17 protein-coding genes and 1 tRNA gene are annotated in these 16,946 nt (G+C 40.8%); 9 read left to right on the plus strand and 9 right to left on the minus strand.

Annotation, left to right across the window (positions count from 1 at the left end):
- Window positions 1-52: 52 nt before the first annotated feature.
- Window positions 53-316: a hypothetical protein gene (locus IQ230_RS06580; protein ID WP_193931243.1), complete on the minus strand. Its 264-nt coding sequence runs from the start codon at window positions 314-316 to the stop codon at window positions 53-55.
- 176 nt (window positions 317-492) lie between these two features.
- On the opposite strand from IQ230_RS06580, the gene IQ230_RS06585 reads away from it, so the two are divergent.
- The 3 genes from IQ230_RS06585 (at window position 493) to IQ230_RS06595 (ending at window position 3,880) form a co-directional block, all read left to right on the plus strand.
- Complete coding sequence (locus IQ230_RS06585; RefSeq protein WP_193931244.1) at window positions 493-822, plus strand: ribbon-helix-helix domain-containing protein; 330 nt, start codon at window positions 493-495, stop codon at window positions 820-822.
- 549 nt (window positions 823-1,371) lie between these two features.
- Complete coding sequence (locus tag IQ230_RS06590; RefSeq protein ID WP_193931245.1) at window positions 1,372-3,288, plus strand: GAF domain-containing protein; 1,917 nt, start codon at window positions 1,372-1,374, stop codon at window positions 3,286-3,288.
- A 7-nt stretch (window positions 3,289-3,295) separates the two neighbouring features.
- Window positions 3,296-3,880: an SRPBCC family protein gene (locus IQ230_RS06595; protein WP_193931246.1), complete on the plus strand. Its 585-nt coding sequence runs from the start codon at window positions 3,296-3,298 to the stop codon at window positions 3,878-3,880.
- A gap of 139 nt (window positions 3,881-4,019) precedes the next feature.
- Here the strand turns inward: IQ230_RS06595 and IQ230_RS06600 are convergent.
- Both IQ230_RS06600 and IQ230_RS06605 read right to left on the minus strand, forming a co-directional pair.
- Window positions 4,020-4,092, minus strand: a tRNA-Glu gene (locus IQ230_RS06600).
- Between the two features lie 74 nt (window positions 4,093-4,166).
- The gene (locus tag IQ230_RS06605) at window positions 4,167-4,445 is read right to left on the minus strand and encodes an Npun_R1517 family heterocyst differentiation transcriptional regulator (RefSeq protein ID WP_193931247.1); all 279 of its coding nucleotides are present in this window, start codon (window positions 4,443-4,445) and stop codon (window positions 4,167-4,169) included.
- 542 nt (window positions 4,446-4,987) lie between these two features.
- Between IQ230_RS06605 and IQ230_RS06610 the strand changes: the two genes are divergently transcribed.
- The gene (locus tag IQ230_RS06610) at window positions 4,988-5,530 is read left to right on the plus strand and encodes a LeuD/DmdB family oxidoreductase small subunit (RefSeq protein WP_193931248.1); all 543 of its coding nucleotides are present in this window, start codon (window positions 4,988-4,990) and stop codon (window positions 5,528-5,530) included.
- Between the two features lie 114 nt (window positions 5,531-5,644).
- On the plus strand, window positions 5,645-6,001 hold the full coding sequence (gene ndhM, locus IQ230_RS06615; RefSeq protein WP_193931298.1) for an NAD(P)H-quinone oxidoreductase subunit M: 357 nt from the start codon (window positions 5,645-5,647) through the stop codon (window positions 5,999-6,001).
- 193 nt (window positions 6,002-6,194) lie between these two features.
- On the opposite strand, the gene IQ230_RS06620 is transcribed toward ndhM, so the two are convergent.
- Window positions 6,195-6,467, minus strand: coding sequence for a hypothetical protein (locus IQ230_RS06620; protein WP_099699300.1), 273 nt, complete (start codon window positions 6,465-6,467; stop codon window positions 6,195-6,197).
- A gap of 940 nt (window positions 6,468-7,407) precedes the next feature.
- On the opposite strand from IQ230_RS06620, the gene IQ230_RS06625 reads away from it, so the two are divergent.
- Window positions 7,408-9,684, plus strand: coding sequence for a protein phosphatase 2C domain-containing protein (locus IQ230_RS06625; RefSeq protein WP_193931249.1), 2,277 nt, complete (start codon window positions 7,408-7,410; stop codon window positions 9,682-9,684).
- Window positions 9,685-10,416: 732 nt separating this feature from the next.
- A complete protein-coding gene (locus IQ230_RS06630) occupies window positions 10,417-11,061 on the plus strand; it encodes a hypothetical protein (protein ID WP_193931250.1) in 645 nt (214 codons plus the stop codon).
- Window positions 11,062-11,127: 66 nt separating this feature from the next.
- Here the strand turns inward: IQ230_RS06630 and IQ230_RS06635 are convergent, their stop codons facing one another.
- From IQ230_RS06635 to def, 3 genes are all read right to left on the minus strand, one after another.
- Window positions 11,128-12,483: a PrsW family glutamic-type intramembrane protease gene (locus IQ230_RS06635; protein ID WP_193931251.1), complete on the minus strand. Its 1,356-nt coding sequence runs from the start codon at window positions 12,481-12,483 to the stop codon at window positions 11,128-11,130.
- A 135-nt stretch (window positions 12,484-12,618) separates the two neighbouring features.
- Window positions 12,619-12,819 (minus strand): hypothetical protein, encoded by a 201-nt coding sequence (locus IQ230_RS06640; protein WP_228054651.1) that lies wholly within the window; start codon window positions 12,817-12,819, stop codon window positions 12,619-12,621.
- 21 nt (window positions 12,820-12,840) lie between these two features.
- Entirely contained in the window at window positions 12,841-13,404 is a 564-nt protein-coding gene (gene def, locus IQ230_RS06645; protein WP_193931253.1) for a peptide deformylase, read from the minus strand.
- Between the two features lie 303 nt (window positions 13,405-13,707).
- Between def and IQ230_RS06650 the strand changes: the two genes are divergently transcribed.
- On the plus strand, window positions 13,708-14,343 hold the full coding sequence (locus IQ230_RS06650; RefSeq protein WP_193931254.1) for a HEAT repeat domain-containing protein: 636 nt from the start codon (window positions 13,708-13,710) through the stop codon (window positions 14,341-14,343).
- Between the two features lie 147 nt (window positions 14,344-14,490).
- Complete coding sequence (locus IQ230_RS06655; protein WP_193931255.1) at window positions 14,491-15,321, plus strand: DUF3598 family protein; 831 nt, start codon at window positions 14,491-14,493, stop codon at window positions 15,319-15,321.
- Here IQ230_RS06655 and IQ230_RS06660 read toward each other — a convergent pair.
- Complete coding sequence (locus IQ230_RS06660) at window positions 15,318-16,211, minus strand: phosphatase PAP2 family protein (protein WP_193931256.1); 894 nt, start codon at window positions 16,209-16,211, stop codon at window positions 15,318-15,320. The genes IQ230_RS06655 and IQ230_RS06660 overlap by 4 nt on opposite strands.
- Before the next feature lie 73 nt (window positions 16,212-16,284).
- Window positions 16,285-16,860, minus strand: coding sequence for a leucyl/phenylalanyl-tRNA--protein transferase (gene aat / locus IQ230_RS06665; RefSeq protein ID WP_193931257.1), 576 nt, complete (start codon window positions 16,858-16,860; stop codon window positions 16,285-16,287).
- Window positions 16,861-16,946: the final 86 nt, after the last annotated feature.

Consider the following 16,946-nt stretch of genomic DNA (forward strand, 5'->3'; position numbering starts at 1 on the left):
CCCCCACTTCTGTACGCGAGAAGCAGGGGCTGGGAAAGACCTTTAAATCCTTTTATCTTTGTGTAGGTATAACGTGCCATCTACACCTCCCGCTCAGCTTCTTTAGTTGTAGTGCAGTTAATAGCACATTACACAAATCTGCTAAATTTTCACCCTTAACTTTTCTAGCTTGCCAATGTTCTAAGCGATCGCCTCTTATTTTTTGGACAAAGTTGCTACCTGTGCCTAATCTTTTGAGTTCAATAGCTTTTATCTCCCACAGATCAACACCTAGGGTAAAAACCACAGAAACAGAAGTAGAGTCGGTACGTTTCACAGGAAGCTTTCTCTTGCGTGGAGGGCTTGACGAACTTTGTTATGACACAGCCTAATCTTGGCGCATACCGCAAAAAACTACAAGCTGGATGCCTACAGTTGAGCGTGATATTTGAACATTACTTTAAACATACTACACTTGTATTACTAACCTGTCTAGATATTTCAGGAGAAAAAATGCATACACTCACACGTACTGCAACTACAGAAATGGAAGTCACCAGCATTCGCTTGGAAAAAGAACTAAAAGATCGCCTCAAAGAACTCGCTGGTAATCAAGGTTATCAAGCGTTGATCCGAGATATTCTGTGGAAATACGTACAGCAGAAATCTAGTGACTATGTGCACTCACCAGCTGATATCCGAGCTAGTATTGCAGCAACAGCTCAGAAAGAAGAACACTGTGTGATTACAGGACAATCAATTCAACCACAAGAACCTATGCTATTGGGGTTAACTACCTACGGAGATTTGGTTCCCATTAGCATGAAGAGTTTACCTATGTAGTACTCTACTGAGAATAGCTTGAAGTTTTTAGTAACTCATAGATAGTGGCGGGCAATATACTTCCCGCCGCTCTAAAATTTCACGGAAAAACTTTATCTAAAAATTTATGTAAAGTTTTTACATATCTGAGGGAGAAACATTTTCTCATAAGCATTTTAGCTAGTTGGTTCTGATTAAATAGTTGCTCATAATCAGCGAATCTACTGATTCTCTATAGCTGCAGGCAGGATATTGTGGAGCAATAAATTCTCAGCATTGGTTTCATCAATTCTTCTATGTTTTTTAATTATTCGTTGTCTACATCTTTCTCAGTAGGGGCATCCTAAATAGGAAAGTATTAGCTGTGAGGTGAGCAATTGTGTCAACTCATTCATGGGCAACAGTCAATAGTGTATTGCTAAGCATAAAAATCAAGGGATGTCTAAAGTATCGTTCTGTCAATCTGTGCGACTACTACAACAGAGCAAGTCAAAAATGAAGCCGCTTTTATCGTCGCAATCTCATTGCCCAGATGAAACTAATTGCTCGCAAAAATATTCAGTTAGATTGATGCAGCATCAAATAGAATCCGCCCATCTGGGAGAACAAATCAATCAGATTATCTTGAATGGCTCTGATAACGAAACGCGGCTACCGAAAATAGCACAAATTCTAGGAGAGGCTTTTCAGGTAGACTGGTGTAGTATTATCACGACAGCTGACGAGCAAGATACAGCTCAGATAGTTGGTCATTGGTGCTCGAATGAGAATTTAACAGTTCCCCAGCAACCATTATTATCTTCACTACAACAATTCGCATTGGCGTATGCATCCCGCCCATTTGTATTTGACGATGTTAAGGCAGCAATGCCTAATTTCACAGCACAGCTACCACTTGAAGTAGGAGCAATTTTAGGTATACCGCTTTGGTGTGAAGGTAAAATCGGCGGTGTTATCAGTTTTCTGCGGGCACAACCTTATCATTGGAGTGAGGAAGAACAAGCAAGTGCTTTGGCTGTGGCGACATCGGTAGCGATCGCCATTACTCAAATCTTACAAAATCGGTTGATCGCTTCTTTACAGCAGCAAGTCACAACTTCAGCACAATATCAAACATTGATCAACCAAATTACAATGGCTAGCCGCAGTTCCTTAGACTTAGATCGTATTTTTCAGCTAGCACTCTCCCAAACAGCTCAAACACTCAAAGTAGATCGCGGTTGTATTCTTACTTTAAAGTACGCAGATCCTTTATTCAAAGTCCGTCAGCGGCAGAAGAAAATTCCTCAAGCCATAGCTACAGTTGTCAGTGAATGGCAAGGCTGTCATACCGACTTAGCGACGAGTCGTAGTTCTATCAACCAGTTCTCGCTTTCGGAAAGTTGGTTGTGTCAGCAAGGACTACTAAACTTTCCCCAACCAATTGTTATTAATAGTCAAGAAAAGTTCTCTCAACTGAACTACCAGCAAGAAACTCCTGATGTCTTTGATGTTCACTCTTGGCAATCTTTAGCCATGCTACCACTAGAAAATCAGGGTACCGTGCTGGGATTTATTGTATTACAGCATTCATGCGCTCATCTTTGGCAAGAAGACGAGCTAGCTTTACTCGAACTGGTCAGCACTCAAATCAGTACTGCGATTATTCAAAGCCAAACTCTGCGCCAAGTCCAATCTTTAGTAGAAGAACGCACGGCTCAACTACAACGCAGCTTGGAAGTTCAGGCAAAATTATATGAAAAAACTCGCCAGCAAATTGACCAGTTGCGGCAACTCAATCAGTTGAAGGATGAGTTTGTGAGTACAATGAATCACGAACTACGAACGCCGTTAACTAGTATGAGCTTAGCAATTAAGATGCTACGTCAACCTGGATTACCCACAGAACGGCAAGCTAAGTATTTGGATATTTTAGAGCAACAGTGTTCTCAAGAAATCAATTTAATTAACGATCTCCTCAGACTTCAGGAACTTGAATCGCATAAAGCACTCTTGAATGTAGAAACAGTCAATCTTGCCGCTCAACTTGAGCATATCGCGTGTTTGTTTGCAGACAAGTGGAAAGATAAAGGACTAGCTTTCAGTGTAAATCTTCCTAAAACACCTCTACTACTCCAAACTGATGCTGAAAGTTTGCATCGTATTCTACAAGAATTATTAACCAATGCTGGCAAATATTCTGAACCCAATTCTACAGTGATTATCAACGCACGGCATCAAGATAATCAGATCGTCCTACAATTAATTAATCATGGTCCTGGTATTGCTGCAGAGGATGTTACCCACATTTTTGATAAGTTTCGTCGCGGTCAAGGTGTGACCCAACAAGCAATTCAAGGCACTGGTTTAGGGCTGGCTCTGGTAAAGTGTTTAGTACAACACATTGATGGTGCGATCGCCGTTTCTAGTACTGTCAGTCAATCTGGCAGTAGTGAAATTTGCTTTACGCTGACGCTACCATTAACTTTGAACCAAGCTCAAACTTAGAACAACAGTGACTCAACACGACCCTAACCTGGAACTAGTCTCAAATACCGCTGCGATCAACAATGCGACAAGTTCGGGAACAATAGAAGCATTGTTACAGGCGGTGGAAGTGCGAACTGAGCGCTTGGCTGAGCGACACCGTAGAATTTCTGCTCGTATTCAAATTCCTCATTCAATCGAGCAAGTCTGGCAAGTCCTCACCGACTATGAGACATTAGCCGACTTTATCCCAAATTTAGCTCGTAGCCATCGCCTTGAACATCCCACAGGTGGTATTCGTCTAGAGCAAGTTGGTACCCAGCGCTTGCTTAATTTCAACTTCTCCGCACGAGTGATTCTTGACCTAGAAGAAAAGTTTCCTCAAGAAATCAATTTTCAAATGGTTGAAGGTGACTTCAAAGACTTCTCTGGTAGTTGGTGCTTGGAGCCTTGTTTGGTTGCGAATCAAGCAGGAACGGCTCTAGAGTACATTGTTCGGGTTCTACCAAAGCGTACCATGCCAATTTCGATCATTGAGCGCCGTTTAAGTAGAGATATGCAAACAAATTTGATTGCTATTCATCAAAGAGTCACAGAACTATTTACTTTTTAAATCTTGAAAATAAGTAAGCAAATCAAGGTTAGGGAAACAGAATTGCCAGATGCATCCCTAATCTTTCCCTTACCTATATATCGTAAGGTACACTTCGCCTTAATAACACTATTTTAACGCCTTTTAACTGGGCTTTAAATACCCCCAGGGGAATTCGAATCCCCGTCGCCTCCGTGAAAGGGAGGTGTCCTAGGCCTCTAGACGATGGGGGCGTCTGATTTGCACTTTTATTAGAATAGCGAGCTTAGCGTGATTTTGTCAACACTTTATGAAAAAAAAGATGCTTCTACGCTAAATCAGATGAATTCCTCAACCGCATCAGTTGACGGCGCATTTGCGGCGAGGCTTCTAGCTCAGAAATTTCTTGTGCTTCTACGTGTGCCTGCAAAGGTTCCATATACTCATCCTCCCCACTAGCAAACGCCTCGATCAGCAACTCTAGTAAGTCTTCGCGATTACGTAAAACACATTTTTCTTCAATCAGTCGAAATTTGAGCTGGACGTTGCACTCGTAAACGCCGACTTCGACTTTGCTTTGTTGGGGTGGTATTGCATTAGATTTCATACTTTTAAATATCCAATTTTTTGTAGTAATTAAGTAAATAACTGATATATCGGTCTTAATCTAAGGATGTTTATTTTCGACACAGATAAATAAATCTCAGCTACCTCACTTTAACTTTTCTTGACAAATTTTAAAAACCGGAGAATTAAGATCAATATGGTCAATCACTATTATTCAGCCTTTAAGCTGAAATACAATAAAGTTTCTGTAAGGAGTTTGTAAGAGTTGTCTAATTTTTTATATATGACGGTGCCAATGGTTTCTAAGTTTCACTTAGCAGACAAGTTCCGTTGGCACGCTTGTATTTATTAACACCTGGGCAACTTAGAAAATAAATTCCTTATTAAAGAAATATATAGAGGAAATTTAAACCGAAGTACAATTGTAAGCTGCTCTAAACAAAAATTAGGTTGATCTAATGTTAAAAATTTGCTAATCAGAATGTAGTAAGTAACGCAGAAATACTGAGATTTTTTTTTACTATTCTCTCTTTATTGCTATTTTGGAAAAGTAGCATTATGCGAAGTTACAGGAGATTACCAATGAGTAAAGTCATTCAAGGTAAAATTTTTGTTGTTGACGATAATATAGACACGGATCAGATTATTCCTGCAGAGTACTTAACACTAGTCCCTTCTAAGCTTGATGAGTACGAGAAGTTAGGAAGTTATGCTTTAATTGGATTGCCTGATCGATATGGCAAGTTTGTTACTCCAGGGCAAGCGAAGACAGAATATCCAATTATCGTGGCAGGAGAAAATTTTGGTTGTGGCTCTTCGCGAGAACACGCACCGATCGCCTTGGGTGCTTCCGGTGTTAAAGCAGTTGTAGCACAATCTTATGCACGGATTTTTTTTCGTAATTGTGCAGCTACGGGTGAACTCTACCCTTGGGAATCAGTAGAACGTCTGTGCGATGAGTTTCAGACTGGTCAAGAGGTCACGATTGACTTTGACCAAAATCAAATTACTAATCATTCCCTGAATAAAGTATACGTTCTTAAGTCTTTAGGTGAAGTTAGACCGGTTATTGATGCAGGTGGCATTTTTGCCTATGCCCGCCAAACAGGAATGATTTCACGTTAAGCGCGATCGCCTTTGGCGCTGAGAAAAGCGCAATCGCTGAAATTATGGGCATAAACTTATGCAGATCCGGTCTAAAATGAGTTCAGTGTGATTCCTCTGTTAAATCATCCACCTATGGAAGATCAGCTTCTTAAGTCCACAACCCGCCATGTACGCATCTTTTCTGCTGAAGTGGATAAAGATGGTGAACTAGTGCCTAGTAACCAAGTTCTGACACTGGATGTAGACCCAGATAACGAATTCAACTGGAATGAAGATGCTCTCCAACAGGTGTACCGCAAGTTTGATGACTTAGTAGAGTCTTATAGTGGTGCCGACTTAACTGATTACAATCTTCGCCGGATTGGGTCAGATTTAGAGCATTTTATCCGTCATCTCTTGCAAAGTGGTCAAATCGGCTACAATCTTCAAGGGCGCGTTGTTAATTACAGTATGGGTATTCCGCAAGTTGCATCTGATGATAGCAAGTAAGCTGTCCTGTAAAGTACTATAAAGCACAAGGTTCAACTTGAAAGTCCACACTGACGATCGCTGTCAAGATAGTGAACTCTCAGTGTATTGCTATAAAATTAGTATCCAGGGATAGTATCTCGCTCCCTGGATTATTTCGTTAACCTTTCAAGCTAGTCATGAAGGACTTAATAACGTAAGCTGTTGTATAAGTTTACCACCACTTACGGTCGCCTTCTTCGTCAACTCGTGCTTGCCTGATTACATCTGAAATTTCTTCTGCATCTTTAACATGATGTAGAGCCTTTTCTTCTCCATCTGGCTCATCTACTACAAAATACGCAGGAACTTCAATATGATCTCCAGTAATATCTGGAGAATCTACCGCAAGCTGCTGAGATTTTTCTTCTATCGTTTCGGGTTGCTCGGAAATAACATCGCCAGGGTTTACGGCACGATGAGTATCTTTTTCTTGTTCGTTTGCCATAAATTTAGAAGAGTAACTTTACATTAAACTAATTTTTATTACAGATTAAAGAACAACAAAGGCGATCGCATCTTTCCAGCGACATAAATTGATATATAAGTAAGCGGGTGAAAATAAACGTAACTTAAATATTGTTATTGGTTAATGGTCAATAGTCAATAGAGTAACAATTAACTATTAACCAGCATGAAATGGGCGATCAACAATTACGCTCACTTAATTATAAAAAGTGCTGTTTTTATTTGGTTTCTAGCGCTATTTTTTCCTATTTATATATAACTTTTACTAGAATAAAATAATTGTACATGAGTCATAAACCATTGCTATTAGTAGTCAATTTTACTTTATTCTTAATCACTCACCTTCAGCTCAAATGTCTTAACTTAATCAAGCTCATACATAGCATTAGGTAGAATAAGGCTACTTTTCAGTACTGGAAAGTAGTATTTTCGATTGAGATTAAGAATGTTCTATTCTTTTGATTAAAATACTTATTGCAATGATGACAATGTTGGGCTGAAATGAATATTTACTTGAAAAAAAATAGACAGCAAGTAAATTAACAGATATATTATTAAGAAAATAATTAGCTAATGTATTATTTTATAAAGTAAGAACAAGAAACTATATTTGGCAAATCAAAGTCTTTATTATGGGAAACTAATACTATTCAGCTTCACTTAATATAAACGAATAATGACTAAGGTAATAACCAAGATTAATTAAGAATTTCAGGTATCGTGCGAGAAAAGCCTATCCTATAATTAGAAAAATTGTATCAAAATATCGAAATTTCAGATCGTGAAAATTGTTCGACAGCAGAATACCAGAGACAGAGAAATTTTGCATGAAGCTCTTGATGTGGCAATTTAGAGAGTAATCAGTTTGTAATAGTAGGACTGCTGTACAAAATTCTCAATGGCTGATTGGTGCGAAAACTATGCAAAATGAAGCAGCAAGGCTCCAATGTCCAAACGAACACTGCAAAGCTGCCAATAATGAAAGTGATAAGTATTGCCAGCAATGCGGTACATTTATACCTAAACTCTACCTGTGGGCAGTAGGATCGGGTATTGAAGAGTATCGAGTTGGAGAAATTGCCGCTGAGCGGTATTTGCTGAAAAGTAAGCGACTATTTCTTGACACCAAGCCAGGCTTACCACCGGAAACACAGCAGTATGAAATTACGACCGCAACAAAACCCTATTTAAGGTTAATTCCCTACCGCCTTCAGATTCCTCAAGTATATGGTTTTTTGCCAGGACAGGCTAATTGTGACATATTCTTGTTAGAAGCGCCGGTTTATTCTCAAGCAACACCTCTGGCAGGACAATTGCTACCAACGCTATATGATGCTTGGCAAGATGCAACATCACTACGACAATTACATTGGCTATGGCAAATTGCGCAATTGTGGCAACCTCTCAGCAGTGAAGGAGTCGTGTCTAGTTTACTGGATCTACAGCTACTGCGTGTGGAAGGCTCTTTGGTACGATTATTACAACTGCGAGCAGATCAGGATTCTCAACCAACCATAGCCGAATTAGGTCAGTTATGGCTAGAGTTAGTAGACCAAGCACGACCAAATATTGTTGAGTTTCTCAATCAATTATGCTGTTCTATGTTGAAGGGAGTCTTAAGTACAGATGCTCTTGTGGCAGCATTGGATCGAGGTATTGCCGAACTAGGGCGATCGCAAGCTCGAAAATTAGTCATTAGCACTTACACAGATCCTGGACCTACTCGGCAACGCAATGAAGATGCATGTTACCCTGCCAGTGGTAATACAATAACATCACCAAAACCAGCAGTAGTGATAGTTTGTGATGGAATCGGTGGTCATGAAGGAGGTAATGTTGCTTCGCAGTTGGCAGTAGATGTATTACAACAAGTCAAACAACTGCCATTAGATGATATCAACTTAGATGCCACAGCACTTACTAACGACTTAGAACGTTTTGTCCGACTTGCTAATGATCGCATTAGCCAGCGCAACGATAACGAACATCGCTTTGGTCGTCAGCGTATGGGAACTACACTAGTTATGGCAGTAGAGCGTGCGCATGAAATGTATATTACGCACGTAGGAGACAGTCGCGCTTACTGGATTACTCGCACAGGTTGCCATCAGTTGACCTTAGATGATGATGTGGCTTCTCGTGAGGTACGTTTGGGCTATTCACTTTATCGCAATGCTTTAGCACAAGCATCGTCTGGTTCTTTGGTACAAGCTCTAGGAATGAGTTCTTCAACAGCATTACATCCAACTGTACAACGGTTTGTACTTGATGAAGACTGTATTTTTTTGCTATGTTCTGATGGTTTAAGCGACTACGATCGCGTAGAAGAGTATTGGGATACCGCAATTTTACCTGCAATCAATGGCAATATTCAGGAAGCAGATGCCGTTGCACGATTAGTCGAAATTGGTAACACGCAAAATGGACACGATAATGTTACTGTTGCGCTTGTAGGTTGTAAAGTTGAATACTCTGAGCCAGCGATACCGCTATCTATTACTTTATTTGAGGATGTTGTTCATTTTCAGGAGCGCGACAACACAACAAAAGCGATCGCATATCGTACAGAACAAGATGCTACAGTCAATCTTACCCCTTCAAGTTCCGATAAATTGCGACAATCGCACTCAATTAAACGTCTCTTGCTACCGATGTTACTCGGAGCTATCTTGCTGTTGACGGGTGGAGGATTGCTTGCTTATTTTTTATTAGGACTTAATCGCACAAAGCAACCACTAAATTACCCAACAGTGCCATCCCCAGTCGCATTACCCACAGAACCACCGATAACTCAATCTGTTGCAGCTAGCACGCTATCAGTTGGTACTTTAGTACAAATTAATCGCCAAATTGATCTTGAGCAAAATCCAAGTGCGATCGCCGCTTCCACCTCACAATCTCAAATTGCCCAAGTTCCTACAAACGGAATCTTGAAAGTAACTAGTAGAAAAGAAAACCTTCAACAAGGAGATCTACTCAGGCTAAAATTTCTTTGCGTTAGTGATAATACCGCAGAAATCGACGTCAGCCCCAACTCTAGGCAATTACAGCAAAATACAACTTCCCCCTTGATTCAATTAGGACAAGAAGGATGGATTCATCAAACAACACTGCTACCGAGTGTTGAAAAAACTCTAGGTCAAACAAAAAGCAATTCTTGCCCTGTTTCAACTAACCCAACAACGTCCACTCCTTAAGAATCTCTCAAACAATGCTCCAGTCTCAACATTACTGAAAAAAAGTGAAAAGGATTCTTCGCTAGGTAAGAAAACGCGATCGCTTCCTTATATGGTTGCAACCTAAGTGAGTAGGTAAAAATAAATGTAACTTGAGGGCTGTTATCAGTTAATAGATCAATGGTCAGTGAAGTAACAACCATTACCCAGTATATAAGTGTGCGATCAACGATTATGACCACTTATTTAAATGTATTTAAGTCACTAACAAGAAAGTAGGATTGAGATTGTTGGCAACAATTACATAAACGTCCTTATTCCAATTTCCTGACTTGATTCATGAACTATTTCTGGTTATTCATGCCTAGCAAAGGATGACAGTACATTTGCTGGCTACTGACATTACGAGGATCTAGTTACTCTTTTATAAGAGCAGCACGTTGATTTTTTGCTTGATTGTAAGCAAAGGAAAAAGCAAGTTTGATCTATTTCTTACGAAAGATTTCTCATTTTGGCGTACTATTATTATCTACCAAAGGTTAGTAAAAGATCCATCATCAGGAAGTCCCTTTGACATTAAAAACATAGTTAAAGTTTGATAGTTCTAAAATTTAAATATTTGATTTTGTTGAAGATAAATAAAATTACAACATAGACAATGTAGCTCTTTCCACCAATTACGGAAAGGGCTACGAAGCAAGTGTAGCTAGACATACCAGCAGTTTTCTGTCAATGTATTTCAGGAGTTCTACCATGGCACAAGAATTCAATCCAGCGCAAGATGAGAGTCAATATACTCCTTCACCAGCGCAATTGGATTTATTAGAAGCACTTTTATCATCAGAAAATGCTACCTATCCATGGAATCCTGCAGATCCAGAAGCAGCGATTTATTTTGAAGAACAAGATCAACTTGCGATTGAATCATTGTCAGAAGAAGAAATTAAAAGACGTTCGCAACACTTTTACTCAGAGCTAGAGCAAGTTTGGTATAAAGTAACACCCAAGAGGAATAATTTTCCTAACGTTGGCTGTAAGCGAGATTGGCAACTCCACTTCACTGCCTTCGTGCCTCAAAGTTGGCTAGAAGCGATCGCTTGTCAAGCCCAACAAGTTTGCCATACTCAAAGTCCGCTAGCAGAAAAATTGGTAGACTGCGTTCGTGGTTTACTCCCAAGTTTAGTTGAAGAAGATTTGCTAGTACTAGCTCGCCCTTTCGCATCTGCTACACGCAACGCAAAGCAAGAATCTGAAAATGTTATTAGTTACGTGCAACAGCATAAGTGGGACGAGTTGTCAGAAATTGAACAAGCAAAAGCAAGTTTGGCGATCGCCCGTTACGCTTTAGCACAAACGAAACTAGCACACAGTCCTTATACCAATGGACAGCAACATTAACAAAACCTGGTCTGTTTTCGACGCACAGTTATTGCTTCAGCCATCAGGTTGAGATTACCGAAGATTTTACGAGCGTTTTCCAAACCGAGTAGCAAAGTTTTGCGATCGCGTTGGTGAAAGTACCCGCGCCTTTAATATTGCTGCTGTTAAAAATGCATACGAAACAACACCAACAACTGCTAGAAGTAAACCACTAAGAAGTCCTGTAGTATTCCACAACGCATGAAGTACCGCAGCGCTCAAATACCCTGTTCCTAGAATTTGCCAGCGCTTACGTGGCTTGAGCACGCTTAAGCCAATGAAATAGCCAAAATAGCCGCTGTAAGCCATATGTCCAGCTATTGATCCTAATATTCGAGGAATCAATAGTTGGAAACCAACAAGTTCACCCACACCACCCTGATCGGCGACACTGCGAGTAATTTCTGGAACATATTGCCTCAGTGTTTCTACCAAAGTAAAGCTCATTGCGGAAGCTGTACCTAGTAAGATTCCGTCTAACGGTTCTGCAATACCAATGCGTTCTCGCCACGGAGATTGCAAACGTCTTCCGATGATGTAAGCCCAAAGTACTGGTAACGCTTTAAGCAGTTCTTCCATCAACCCAGCACCAAAAAACATCCGTATCAATAGTTCAGGGAAACTTACGGATTCAGCAGTTAAAGGAATCTGACCAGGAAGTAGTCTACGAAAAACAAAAATAAATAACGGTAAAATAGGACTTAGTAAAATTAGAAGAGAAGCGATTGCGACTCCTAAAATTGCCCACCAAGGCTTACGCTTACCACAAAGCTGATAAATGAAGTAATACGCAGCACCCGCAAGGTAGATTGCAACAAGTATCTGATTAAAATATGCTGTTTCAGGTCTGCCTACCGTGGCAAACATCAAAACAACAAAGATAACCGTTAGTACTCCTGGAATGAGATATGCCTTACTTGTTAAGTCCTTTGCCGTAGTTGCAATGGGAAATAGCTGAGTAAAACTGACTGAGTGCTCTGAGGATGACGTCTCAATGAGTTGCGGTGTTTCTTCTGGTGCAGATTGTAGTGTGTGTTGTATGTGAGTTGTATACTCAAAAACAAATTCAGCACCGTTATATCCCAGCGTAATGCGATCGCCTGCGCGTAACTCCTGACATCGCTCCAAACGACGCCCATTGACGTAAGTACCATTAGCACTATTCAAGTCACAGACAAGCCAACGTCGCTGAATGCCACTATTCAACATTGGTCGGAAAACTACATGACGGCGAGATACCATGCCATAAATACTAGAATCTAGTATGATTTGACAACTATGGTCGCGCCCAACAACAACCTCTTGAGTTCTAGAGAGGGGATAGCGGCGATCAATATCTGTTTCCCCTACACTATTACGAGGTAATTGCTGCAAAAATCCCTCAGTGTCTTGTCCGGTCATGAGTTGGAATACGGTGTTGGCAACAGCATACAGCAGTTATGACTGACTGCGATCAAAATTGCCATAGTTGACTCACTACTACATCAGTAGTGAGCTTATCTATATTGAGGATGCTACCTAAATTGCCTAAGGCTTCTACTTACCGTTTGCAGCATTGGTATCACGCACCGCTGCATAAAACAAAAAGCCAGTTAGAGGAATACTCATTGCTAGAATAACACTTGTCACAGTTACTCCTAAATCTGGCTGCCCAGAAGAAAGTTCAAACACTGAACCTACTGCCGCGATCGCTGCTATACATGAGCCACCAAGAAACAGCCCACTTTTAGGGGTCATTGTATTCATTTTGTAATTTTCCTAAGCGAATGGTTTAACAGCTTTTGCTGAGAAGCCGTGCTTTGATAGCTCAGCATTCAGTGCGATTTGATTTTCTACTCGATCAACAAATAATACTCCATTGAGGTGATCGATTTCATGTTGAATGCAACGCGCTAGTAACTCATTAGCTTGTAATGTCCGAGGACGCCCGTTTTCATCCTTGTAGCTAATCTCAACAACTTGAGGACGTACAACATCCAAATAAACGCCAGGAATACTCAAACATCCCTCTTGCATCACGCACAGTTCTGGGCTTAGTTTTTTAATCGCTGGATTCACTAAAATTAGTGGTGGATTAGCTGGGTTGTCTGGTTCGCAATCGATAACAATGACTTGTTTTTGGAGTGCTACTTGCGGTGCTGCTAAACCAATACCATCTGCACTGTACATTGTTTGCAGCATTTCTTTAGCAAGTTCTCGGAGTTCTTGATCGACTTTCGCAACTCGCTTAGCTGACTGGCGTAAAGCGCGATCGCCTAAGTATCGAATATCTAACGGAGGATTTTTTAATTTTTGTTTTTCAACAACAACTTCAGAAGGCATGGAATTATAACTCGCTTTTTTCCGCTAACTTTCTCATTTTCATTTTATCAAGCCTCGATTCTCTCTATTCTCGCTTGTTCTCAAGATAAATATCATTTGGATAATAGAGTTTCGCTCAATTGCTTTCTATTGGGATGGGATCTTGGTTGATACACAGTCGTGCTACAAGGCAATGGATAGAAGCACTACACTAATACACTAAAGTTATCGGCTGATGTTCAAGCTTAAGCAACAATTCGGGGTTTAACTAGGCAGTATTTCCAAATTGTCGGTGAAGCAAAGGCAAATCAATTCCAAATTGTGATGAAACAACTCGATTGGCAAAATCTTCTTGAGAAATTGAGCCAAGCCTCTGATGAAGATGCTGTCGAGGCTGCTAAGTTACTTTCCCAACAATACCACGAACAGAGCATTCTATCTCTGATTCAGTTTGCGAGATCAAAACAGCCGCCACATAGGAGAGAACTTGCGCTTTATGCTTTGGCTTGGATGCATAACCCTCAGTTTGTTGACACCTTTATTCAAATACTAGGAGATCTTAGCGAGGTGGAGAATGTGCGTGGTCAGGCGGCAGAGGCACTTGGAATGTTATTTGATCAAAATTCTGGACAGATATACTACCACAAAGCCGAAAGTGCATTGCTTGAGCATGTTTCGGACTTATCCCCTGTTGTTCGATTTTGGTGCTGTTATGGATTAGGGAATATGAGGTCACATCGTGCTGTTGAGCAACTTAAAGCGATTCAAGCACAAGATCATGTGCTGTGTCCTGGGTGGTGGTACGTGTCTAAGGAAGCTGAGGATGCTTTAGCGCGTATTGTGGGGCAAGGCAATAATGACCCCACTTTGGCTAACCTTGCGACTTTTGCTGAGGAAGATCGTGTACTTGCTGAATTAGGAATGAGTGATTATACAGCAATGCTTGAGCAAGAAGACTAGCTTTGAACAGAGCACTGTGTTAGTTGGTATGGTTTGAGTAGCTATCTGGAGTGATGTTATTTTGTAGCTATCAAACTTAAGTTGAATTTCAGGAAGATTACGACTAAAGATAACATGATGAAGGAAAAGCAATCATCAAGTTGAAGTATGCGATCGCAGTGGGAATGTTTACTACAAAACGTTGGTGAATGGCAGGGTTCATTTACTCGTTTTTCACCCAAAGGAGATTTACTTGAAGATACTCCGACTGTCGTTTCCTTGGAGGGGATCGACAATAATCAGGTAATGCGCCAAATTATTCGGCGTACTTTACCCAATCAAACTGTAGACGAGAAAGTTTTACAATACAGCACATTAGGGAAGCAGATTTTATTTTTTGAAAATGGGGCTTTTTCTCAAGGTTCGATCCAACTTGCTCCCTATGCAGAGTTTGGTGCAGAACACGGTTTGATTGTTGACGATCGCCGCTTACGCTTAGTACAGTTGTTTGATAAAACTGGAAACCTCGATAGAATTACCTTAATTCGCGAGAAACTTCCTGATGCGACAACACCAGAACGCCCAGTGCTGAAGGTTGAGGACTTAGTTGGAGAATGGCATGGTGAAGCTGTAACGCGATATCCAGACGGGCTTGCTGATACTTATCCCACCAAGTTACGTGTAGAAAAAACAAGCGACACCCAACTTGTGCAACACCTGAGTATTATTCAGCAAGGTTCGCAGCATACCATCAGTTCGACTGGAAAAATTTCAGGCTCAATTTTATCGTTTGAAACAGGTTCGCAGTGGAATCAAGTATTACTTCTTCCCGATGGCGCTTCTGCTGCTTCTCCTCAACACGTCCGCATTGGACAAGCCTTTTTTTTGGAACTCGGTTGGCTAATTGATTCAGGTCGGCGTCAAAGAATTATCCGTCGTTACAACGAAAAAGGTGAATGGTACAGCTTGACGTTAGTAACAGAGACGAAAGTCAGTTAGCGCACGCGCCTACTTGTTAAAGGTGTAGCTGAAAGTCGCATCCAAGCAAATACTATTGGTGCAAACAGCAAAGTCCATAATGCAGCAGCAAAGAACAGTAACCCTTCTAGCACCAGCTGATCGTCAACTAATAGTGGAACTAATAAAAGTGGAATCAACACACCTAGTCCAATCAATAGCTTAAATGATTGTCCAGTACGCGAAATTGGTGTAGGAGAAAATCGAATATAACGATATTCAGTCAAGCCACCAACAATAAAACCCGCAACCGTTCCCATTACGTGCCAAACTCTTGCTGAATCTCCGGCAAAGGGAATTGCTACAAGCACTGCAACAAATATTAAACCTCCCCAAAATTGAAAAAATTTGAACGATCGCCTAGTCAAAAAATCTTCCAGCGTTGGTAACATCCGTAAGTAAGCAACGGTAAGTACTACACCAATCAACACACCACCAATCACATCTCCTAAATAGTGAACGCCAAAGTACAAGCGGGATAGCATAACACCTGCAACAGCGATCGCTACAATCATTTTCGGCATCCAGTTCAAAGTTGCTAGCATTCCCCACATTGAGGTTGCAAGTACAGTATGTCCACTGGGGAAAGAGGATGTGAACTCATCCTTCCAGACAATAATGCGTGGATCTTCTGGGCGCGGTAATCCGATTAAAGTTCCAATAACTAAGTCAATAGTCATGGAAAAGACAACAATGCCAACTAAACTATAGGTCAGTCGCCGATCAGAAATCCAAAATGTCAACGCTGCTAGCAGTAATACGCCTTGAGTATCGCCCAGATAGCTAAACAACTCAAATACCCAGTACCAGCTAGAGCTAAAAACCTCTTGTATCCTAACAATAAGGTCAGTTCCCCATAATAAGTTTCCCAACACGTTTTCGTCAGTAGTAAATCGCCAATGTATGGCAATTATCTGACTTTTGCTGCAGAAGTAGTCATGTAATTTACATCAAAGAACACTGTCGCTGGAGTGCTTGCCTAAGCAGTACTTGATACTCGCGCTGATTAACTCGATAAGCACCAAACCGCTCTAAGTGAGGATTCATCATCTGGGCATCAAAGAAGACAAAACGGCGATCGCGCAGTCGTTCTACCAACTTCACAAGTGCAACTTTTGAGCCATCAGAGATGCGATAGAACATGGATTCTCCAATAAAAGCTCCTCCGATAACAATTCCTAAAACTCCCCCTGCTAACCCATCACCTTGCCATGTTTCAAAGCTATAAGCCCAACCAGATTGGTAGAGTTGCCAATAAATTTCTTGTAACTCTGGAGAAATCCAAGTTTGTTCTCGATTTGCACACCCAGCGACAACACCGGAGAAATCGCGGTTCACTGTAACAGTAAATCTTTCAGAGTTCAGTACTCGTCGTAATGACTTAGGATAACAAAACCGTTCATCTAAAGGAATTAGCGTGCGATCGCGGCTAGTATACCATCTCAAGACGTTTGCTTCATCAGCCATCAGAAAATAGCCTTGAGCGTAACCCTCAATGATCGCAGAAACATCATATTCCATGAAGCGTAAGCAACAAGTCAACCTGTACTATACGTAAATATATTTAAACATCGTACCTTTCTTAAGAGAAGCGCATAAATATTCTT

This window comes from Gloeocapsopsis crepidinum LEGE 06123 (genome assembly GCF_015207655.1).
Classification (GTDB): Bacteria; Cyanobacteriota; Cyanobacteriia; order Cyanobacteriales; family Chroococcidiopsidaceae; genus Gloeocapsopsis; species Gloeocapsopsis crepidinum.